This window comes from Arsukibacterium sp. (assembly GCF_033722355.1).
Classification (GTDB): domain Bacteria; phylum Pseudomonadota; class Gammaproteobacteria; order Enterobacterales; family Alteromonadaceae; genus Alishewanella.
The window spans coordinates 23270-32570 of sequence record NZ_JAWVZF010000015.1; the positions used below are offsets into that span (position 1 = coordinate 23270).

At 49.4% G+C, this 9301-nt stretch carries 5 protein-coding genes; all 5 read left to right on the forward strand.

Annotated features, from left to right (window positions below):
• The first annotated feature begins 207 nt into the window (after window positions 1-207).
• A complete protein-coding gene (malQ, locus tag R3177_RS03280; protein ID WP_318969610.1) occupies window positions 208-2400 on the forward strand; it encodes a 4-alpha-glucanotransferase in 2193 nt (730 codons plus the stop codon).
• 37 nt (window positions 2401-2437) lie between these two features.
• Window positions 2438-4633: a 1,4-alpha-glucan branching protein GlgB gene (gene glgB, locus R3177_RS03285; protein ID WP_318969611.1), complete on the forward strand. Its 2196-nt coding sequence runs from the start codon at window positions 2438-2440 to the stop codon at window positions 4631-4633.
• Window positions 4633-6726, forward strand: a complete 2094-nt coding sequence (gene glgX / locus R3177_RS03290; protein ID WP_318969612.1) for a glycogen debranching protein GlgX — start codon at window positions 4633-4635, stop codon at window positions 6724-6726. Before glgB ends, glgX begins: the two co-directional genes overlap by 1 nt.
• Before the next feature lie 118 nt (window positions 6727-6844).
• Entirely contained in the window at window positions 6845-8374 is a 1530-nt protein-coding gene (gene gndA, locus R3177_RS03295) for an NADP-dependent phosphogluconate dehydrogenase (protein ID WP_318969613.1), read from the forward strand.
• A partial coding sequence (gene purT, locus R3177_RS03300; protein ID WP_318969614.1) for a formate-dependent phosphoribosylglycinamide formyltransferase occupies window positions 8371-9301 on the forward strand: 931 nt, incomplete at its 3' end. The genes gndA and purT, both read left to right, overlap by 4 nt.

The following is a 9301-nucleotide window of genomic DNA, read 5'->3' on the forward strand; positions in this document are numbered from 1 at the left end:
TTTGAGTTCAATGAGGCTGAAAACGTATTCATAGCATCGTATTCAGCGGTTAATTTGTAGTAAAATTACATTATTGCTGGCTTTTTTCAAGTTTAAAACGGCAAAAAATTGGTTTTATGTAATTTAATAACGTAAATTGAATTGGCTGCATTTACGCTGGTTGCGATAAATGTTTGCCAAGTTACTGTTAGTAATAAGGAATAAACAATGGATGCCGCCCTGCAGGCTGAACTGCTTGCTTTTTCCGGAATAGAAACCGAATTTAACGATGCCTGGGGTAACCCCACTCAGGTTGCCAGTGCCGATCAGCTGGCACTACTTGCCGCACAGGGTTTTAATATAGCAGACGACGCTATGGCAAGGGCAGAACTCATAGAGCGGCAGCTGGATTTCTGGCAGCAAATTCTTGCGCCGGTGTCAGTACAACTGCAGGGCCAGCCATTAACGTTCGAGCTGCAGGTGCCGTTGGCACTGGCAAATAACCGGTTTGACTTTAACTTACAAACCGAGCAGGGGAGCAGCTACCAGTTCAGCACTGAGCCGGTGGCCGGTGAATTGGTGCAGGTGGCTGTTATTGAAGACGAAGAGTATCAGCAGTACCAGCACAAACTTGATTATCCGCTCAGTGCCGGTTACCACACGCTGACACTTAGCTGCAGTGAAACCGGCTTTGAATTTGTCCAGCGATTAATCATCAGTCCTGGAAAGTGCTATCAGCCAGATGATTTTAAAAGAAAAAAACAGTGGGGAGTGTCAGTACAGCTCTACAGTCTGCGATCAGCGCGCAACTGGGGTATTGGTGACTTCAGTGATTTAAGTTCGTTGGTGGCATATCTGGCTGCCGATGGCGCTGATTTTATTGGTTTGAACCCGATCCATGCCTTATATCCTGCGATGCCAGAAAATGCCAGCCCCTACAGCCCTTCATCGCGGCGCTGGCTGAATATTATTTATATTGATGTGACCGCGATGCCAGGTTTTAACGAGAGTTCAGCCACCCAGCGTTTGGTCAGCTCTGAGGGATTTGGCGCTGAGGTTGTTGCACAGCGCCAGCGTGACTGGGTTGACTATAGTGGTGTGCTGCAGCTGAAACTGCCGGTGATGCAGAGTTTGTATCAGTGGTTTATCCAGCACTGTGGTAAAGAAGCCCATTTAGCCGCTGAATTTGCCAACTTCAAACGGTTAGGTGGTGCCAGTTTACAACAGCTGGCCCTGTACGATGCGCTACACGCTTACTTAATTCAACAGAACCACAATTACTGGGGTTGGCCAAACTGGCCTGAACAGTACCGGGCCCCCGATAGTGATGCGGTCCGGCAGTTTGCCCTTGAGCATCAATCGCAACTGGATTTTTATTGTTATCTGCAATTTATTGCCCAAAGCCAGTTAGAAGCGGTTCAGCAGCAGACAAAAACAGCAGGTATGACAATAGGGTTGTACCGGGATTTAGCGGTAGGGGTCAGTGAGGCTTCAACCGAAATCTGGGGCAATGCTGAGTTATATTGCCGTAATGCCAGCGTTGGTGCCCCACCGGATCCCCTGGGGCCCACCGGTCAGAACTGGGGCTTACCGCCTATGCAGCCCTATCAGTTATTTAGTCAGGCTTATCAGCCTATTATTGATTTATTTCGCAGTAATATGCAGCACGCGGGCGCGCTGCGAATTGATCATGTGATGGCTCTGCTGCGGTTATGGTGGGTGCCGAAAACCGCAGCCAATGCCGGTGGCGGAGCCTATGTTTATTACCCGGTAATGGATTTGCTGGGCATACTGGCACTGGAATCTCAGCGTCAGCAGGTCGTCATTATTGGTGAAGACCTGGGAACCGTACCGGACGGCATCCGCGACCTGCTATCGGATTACGGCATTTATTCGTACCGGGTTTTCTTTTTCGAGACGGCGACGGATGGCGGTTACATTTCGCCGGCGCATTATCCGAAGCAGGCAATGGCCACATTAAGTACTCATGACTTACCGACATTAATTGGCTTCTGGCATTGTGAAGATTTGAAACTCGGGCAGCAACTGGGGTTATATCAGAACGAGCAGCAACTGCAAAGTTTGTATCAGCAGCGTCATGCCAATAAACAGCGAATTCTGGATTCTCTGCATGGCCACGGTATGTTACCGGCTGATTATCCGCGGTCTGTGGATAATCTCGGGATGGATCGGACCCTGAATTTTGCGTTGCAACGTCATCTTGCTGCCGGCAATAGCCAGTTACTCTGTTTGCAGCTGGAAGACTGGCTTGAAATGACGCAACCGGTAAATGTGCCGGGAACCAGTGATGAATACCCTAACTGGCGGCGTAAATTAAGCCGTGAAACAGAACAATGGAGCCAGCAACCTTATATTCAGCAGTTACTGGCAGATGTGACCAAAGCCCGGGCCGAACAATAAATAAAGCGGCAATGCGATGATTAACAGAAGGACCCAGATGATGACTTTAGCGCAATTACATCAGGCAAATTGTGCCCACCCTTTTGCTTTACTGGGGTGGCAGCCTAACAGCTACAGTACCAAAGGTACCGGTTTACTGTTACGTGCCTATCTGCCGCATGCGTTGACCGTTGAAGCTTATGAATTAAAGACGGACAAACCTCTTGGTCAGCTAACGGTTCATCCTGAACACAGTGGTGTTTTTGAGCTGGTATTGCCACGTAAACGCAAGGCCTGTGCTTATTATTTTCAGGTGACTGACGCGCATAACACTTATCGCTGTATTGACCCTTATCAGTTTCGAGAACAGGCGTTTTATGCTGTGCACCATGTTCATAGTCAGCCAGAGAACCTGTATCGCCAGCTTGGTGCTCAGCTCATCAGTCTTAAGCCCGATGGCATGCCACTGTGCGCCACCCGCTTCGCGGTTTTTGCACCCAGCGCCAGCAGCGTCAGTCTGATAGGCGATATCAACGGCTGGGATGGTCGCTGTCATCCGATGGAACGCACAGAGTGTGGACACTGGGTGCTGGTATTGCCACAAGTCAGTAGCGGGGCACGTTATAAATTTGAGATTAAAGATCAACACGGCCATCTGCTGGCACATAAAGCGGATCCGATGGCATTTTTTGCGGAACAATATCCGTCTCATGCATCTTTGGTGTTCGATCATAACAGCTACCAGTGGCAGGATAAAACCTGGCGCGAGCGGCCGGCTGTTAATCCTTATCACAGCGCCATCAGTATTTATGAGCTGCATATCGGCAGCTGGCGGCGTAAAGATGATAATCAGCCGCTTAATTATACCGAGCTGGCTGAGCAGCTAATACCTTATGTGCAGGAAATGGGGTACAGCCATATTGAGTTATTACCGGTGATGGAACACCCTTTTGATGGTTCCTGGGGATATCAGCCGCTCGGTTTATTCGCGCCTACCTCGCGCTTTGGCAGCCCTGACCAGTTTAAAGCCTTTGTTGACGCCTGCCATCAGGCGGGTATTGGCGTTATACTCGATTGGGTGCCGGCTCATTTTCCGGAAGATAGCCACGGTTTAGCCCGCTTTGATGGCAGTCATCTTTATGAATATGCCGATCCGAGGCGCGGCTGGCACCCTGACTGGAATTCCTGTATTTATGATTACGGTAAAGATTATGTCAGACAGTTTCTGGTGGCGAGTGCCTTATACTGGCTGGAGCATTTTCATATTGACGGCATCCGGGTGGATGCTGTGGCATCGATGTTGTATTGGGACTACTCCCGCAATGAAGGTGAATGGGTCCCTAATATTGACGGTGGCAATCATAACTACGAAGCCATCAGCCTGTTTAAATGGCTGAACAGCGAAGTGTATAGCAAGTTTCCGCAGGCGATGACGATCGCGGAGGAGTCTACTTCATTTCCGCAGGTATCACGTCCTGTTGACAGCGGCGGCCTGGGTTTTGGATTTAAATGGAATATGGGCTGGATGAATGACAGTCTGCGTTATATCAGTAAAGATCCTTCCTATCGCAAATACCACCACAACGATTTAACTTTCTCAATGGTATACGCCTATAACGAAAACTTTATTTTGCCGTTATCGCATGATGAAGTGGTGCATGGTAAAGGCAGTTTGATTAATAAAATGCCGGGCGATGAATGGCAGCAGGCCGCGAACCTACGAGCCTATATTGCCTTTATGTTTGCTCATCCTGGCAAAAAACTGAATTTTATGGGTAATGAGCTTGGCCAAAGCCGGGAGTGGAATCATAATCGCAGCCTGGACTGGCATTTACTGGCATATCCTAAGCATCAGGGGATCCAACAGCTTTATCGTGATTTAAATCACTGCTATCAGCGGTGCAAGCCGCTGCATGAACTGGATTATCAGCAAGCGGGGTTCAGCTGGCTTGATCATAATGATGCTGAGCATAGCACATTAAGCTTTATCCGGCGTGATCAGACTGGCGATGCTATTTATGTGATTGCCAATTTTACTCCGGTACCGCGTGACAACGTGATGCTGGGGGTTGAGCAGGCTGGTGAATACGAGATTTTGGTTAATACTGATAGTCAGCACTATTGGGGAAGCCAGTATGCTGTGGCTGGCCAAATGCTGGCCCAGCCGCCGGGATGGCAGGGTAAAGATCAGGCTATCCGGTTAAATCTGCCACCGTTGGCCTGTTTATATATCCGGAAAAAGGATCAGCAATAATGCCCGACAGCACCACCAGTTTTGCCGCAATACTTAACACAGCCCATGGTCGCAATTATCCGCTCGGGCCAAGTAAAGTGGCAGAAAATTGCTGGAACTTTGCCGTTTTTGCACCCGACGCAACTCAACTTTTTTTGTGTTTATATCAGCCGGATACAGAAGAGGAGCTAGCGGAGCTGGCCTTTACCGGACGAACCGGCAATATCTGGCATTTGCAGGTCAGTGATGTTCGTGATGGTACCCTGTACGCGTTAAAAGCCGCTGGTCCGGCAGATAGCCGGGCCGGATTACGGTTTGATAAAGACAGGGTACTGATCGATCCCTATGCCCGAAAGCTTAACCGGGCTCAGGTCTGGCAGAATGAGCCGTACCGGCAGAAAAGCCATCTCGCCTTAGCGAAAGGTGTATTAGATCCGGCGGCGTTTAACTGGCAGGAATCGGCATTTGACTGGCAAAGAAGCACTAAGCCGGTAATCTCCCGAGAAAAAACAGTGATTTACGAAGCCCATGTTAAGGGACTGACCATGCTGCATCCCGAGGTGCCGGATGCATTACGTGGTACTTATCTGGGTTTATGTCATGCCAGTATTATCAGCCATCTGCAGCAGCTTGGCGTTACAACGGTGCAGTTGCTGCCTGTCGCTGCATTTATGGCAGAGCCCAGATTAACAGCTTTGGGCCTGACTAATTACTGGGGCTATAACCCGGTGAATTTTTTTGCACCTGACCCACGTTATCAGCTGGAGGATGCGGTCAGTGAATTTAAACAGATGGTGCGCACCTTGCACCAGCATGGTTTAGAAGTGATTCTGGATGTGGTATTTAACCATACTGCTGAGGCCGGCGACGATGGCCCTGTTCTGAGCTTTCGTGGCCTGGCAGACCGGCACTATTATTTGTTTCACAGCCATGCGGAGATGGTTGATTATCAGAATTACTGTAACTTTACCGGCTGTGGTAATACGTTAAATATTGCCAACCCGGCTACTCAGAAACTGGTAATGGACGCCTTGCGTTACTGGGTAACCGACATGCAGGTTGACGGTTTCCGCTTCGATCTGGCGGTCACGCTGGGCCGGGAGCATAAACGTTTTAATCCGTATGCCAGTTTTTTTCAGATTATCGCTCAGGATCCGGTTTTATCGCAGGCAAAACTGATTGCCGAGCCGTGGGATGTTGGCCCTTTTGGTTATCATCTGGGGCAATTCCCGGCCAACTGGTCTGAACTTAATGATAAATGCCGTGATACCTTCAGGGCCTTCTGGCGCGGCGATAAAGGCGTGTTAGCTGACTTCGCCACCCGGTTACTGGGTTCGCGTGATATTTTTCAGAAGCACCATAAACCCGCCAGTTCCAGTGTTAATTTTCTGACATACCATGATGGATTCACGTTAGAGGATGTGGTCAGTTACAACGACAAACATAACTGGCAAAACGGTGAGCAGAACCGGGATGGCCACAGCCACAATTTAAGTACTAACCACGGCGTGGAGGGGCCATCTGATGAGCCACAGATTATTGCCAGCCGTTATCAGCATAAACGTAATCTGGCGGCAACTTTGCTGCTAAGTCAGGGGATGATCCATTGGCTGGGCGGCGATGAACTGAGCCACAGCCAGGGTGGTAATAATAATGCCTATTGTCAGGATAACCCGATAAGCTGGCTTAACTGGCAGCTGGGGGCGCAGCAACAAAGATTTCTGCAGTTTGTCGCTCAAATGCTGAAACTGCGCAAAAAGTTCAGCTGTTTACAGCAAATATCCCTGCAGGATGATCATTATCAGTTACATGGTGATAAGCATGACGTGTGCTGGTTTTTAGCCGATGGCACAGAAAAGCAACAACACGACTGGCATGACCCTGAACGGGCTATCTGCCTATTCAGAATTACTAACCGTCAAAATAGTAAGGCGCTGTTTTTTGTGTTTAATGGCGCTGCACAGACGATACCATTAAAGCTGCCCGGGCAGCCGGATGGCATTGGCTGGCGCCGGTTGTTTGATACCGCCCACCAAGATGGCTTACTGACAAACGATAATACTATTCATACCGATTATTTACAGGCCGCGCACAGTGTTTCTGTCTGGCACTGAATATTACCTCAGATAAGGGGAGCGGCAGGTTGTAGGTTTATCGATAGTTTTACCGTATAATGCGCGCCATTTTCCGAGCCTGTTGTTGGCTTAGCACCACTAAGTAAAGGATCGTCAGATGACTGATACAGCGCCACTTTGTGACATTGGTTTTGTCGGAGCCGGGGTAATGGGCAAAAACCTTATTTTAAACCTGGCCGACAATGGCTACCGGGTAGCTGCCTTTGATTTAGACCATCAGAAACTGGAAGCTGTATTAGCGCAGGACAAAGCTGAGCGGGGCGATAAACCTGCCAGGGTTATTGGTTGCAGCTCATACACTGAACTATTATCGCGCTTATCAGCACCACATTTAATCGTGTTATCAGTACCTGCCGGTAAGCCGGTTGACGATATCTGCCACAAACTTATCGACGCCGGTATTCAGGCTGATGATATTATTGTTGATACCGGTAACAGCCTGTGGACAGATACTGTTGCCCGCGAAAAACAATATGAAGGTAAGTTTATTTTCTTCTCTACCGCCGTGTCAGGCGGTGAAGTCGGAGCCCGGTTTGGCCCGTCACTGATGCCAAGTGGTGATCCCTACGCCTGGACCCGGATTAAACCACTGTGGCAAGCCATTGCCGCTAAAGTTGACCCGGCAACCGGTAAACCGATAGAACGGTTTGAGCCAGGTAATCCGGTTACCGAAGGCGAGCCTTGTGCGACTTACATTGGCCCGAGCGGTTCTGGCCACTATGTGAAAATGGTCCACAATGGTATTGAGTACGCTGATATGCAGCTGATTTGTGAAACTTATCAGGTGATGCGCGATATTCTGGGAATGACTTCTGCCACTATTGCTGATGTCTTTAAAAAGTGGAATGACGGTCCGCTTAACAGCTATTTAATTGGTATCAGTGCCGAGGTGCTGGCCACCAAAGATTCGGAAACCGGTTTACCCCTGGTTGATGTCATTATGGATAAAGCAGGGCAGAAAGGCACTGGCCTTTGGACGGCAGTCAGTAGTCTGCAGCTGGGTAGCCCTTCACCTACGATTGCCGAAGCTGTTTATGCACGTTCGTTGTCAGCTTTGAAGCATGAGCGGGTCAAAGCCGCAACGGTCTTAGCCGGTCCGGCTCAGAACATCCTCTCTGAAGGGCAGAAAGAGGAAATCATTCAGGCGCTGCATGATGCGCTGTACTGCGCCAAAATCTGTGTTTATGCTCAGGGTTTTCATTTGATGAAAACGGCCGCAGACGAGCATGGCTGGCAGCTTAATTTTGCTGAAATTGCTAAAATCTGGCGGGCGGGCTGTATTATCCGCGCTGTATTTTTGCAGTCGATTACCGAGGCCTTTGATCGCAATGACGAACTGGAAAATCTGCTGCTTGATCCGTTTTTTGCCAAACAAATTTCGGTCTATCAGCAAAACTGGCGTAAAGCCGTAGCCAATGCCACCCTGGCCGGGATTCCGGTGGCAGCACTCAGCTCAGCTTTAAGCTACTACGACTCCTATCGGACGGCAGTATTGCCGGCCAACCTGCTACAGGGGCAGCGTGATTATTTTGGTGCCCACACCTTTGAGCGTACCGATAAAGCCAAAGGTAAAATGTTCCATGTAGACTGGAGTAATCCGGCCCGACCAATGGTGAAAGTTAAATGAGCACTATTTCAGGTGATATTAACGGAAAAATTAAACAGATTGGTACCCCTGGCACTGCCAGCAGCACCAAAGTACTACTGCTGGGCGCGGGCGAGCTTGGCAAAGAATTATGCATTGAATTAAAACGTTACGGATGTGAAGTGATAGCCGTTGACCGTTATCCGAATGCGCCGGCAATGCAGGTGGCAGACAAAGCGGTTGTGATGTCCATGTTGGATAACGCGGCTCTGCGCCAACTGGTCATCAGTGAAAAGCCGGGACTAATTGTCCCGGAGCTGGAAGCTATTGCAACATCAGTGCTGATTGAACTGGAAGACAGTGGCTTTAACGTCGTGCCCAGTGCCAAAGCCGTTAATCTGACCATGAATCGTGAAGGGATCCGCCGCCTGGCGGCTGAAGAGCTGGGACTGACCACGTCGCCATTTCAATTTGCCAATGATAAAGCCAGCTTTGTCGCCGCTGTTAATGCGATTGGTTATCCCTGTGTGGTTAAACCGATAATGTCGTCCAGTGGCAAAGGTCAGAGCGTGCTGCGCAGCGGATCTGATATTGATGCTGCCTGGTTATATGCTCAGGAAGGTGGCCGTGCCGGTAAGGGTAGAGTAATAGTGGAGGGTTTTATTGACTTTGACTATGAAATTACCCTGCTTACTGTAAATTCGCTGACCGGGATTCAATATTGCGCACCCATCGGCCATCGTCAGGAAAAGGGGGACTACCGTGAAAGCTGGCAGCCACAAGCGATGAGCGATAGTACGCTGACCGAAGCAAAACGCTATGCCAGGTCCGTGGTAGAAGCGCTTGGCGGTCACGGTTTGTTCGGGGTGGAGCTGTTTATTAAAGGGGATAAGGTCTATTTCTCAGAAGTATCGCCCAGACCCCATGATACCGGTATGGTTACGTTGATTTCACAGCAGTTAAGCGAAT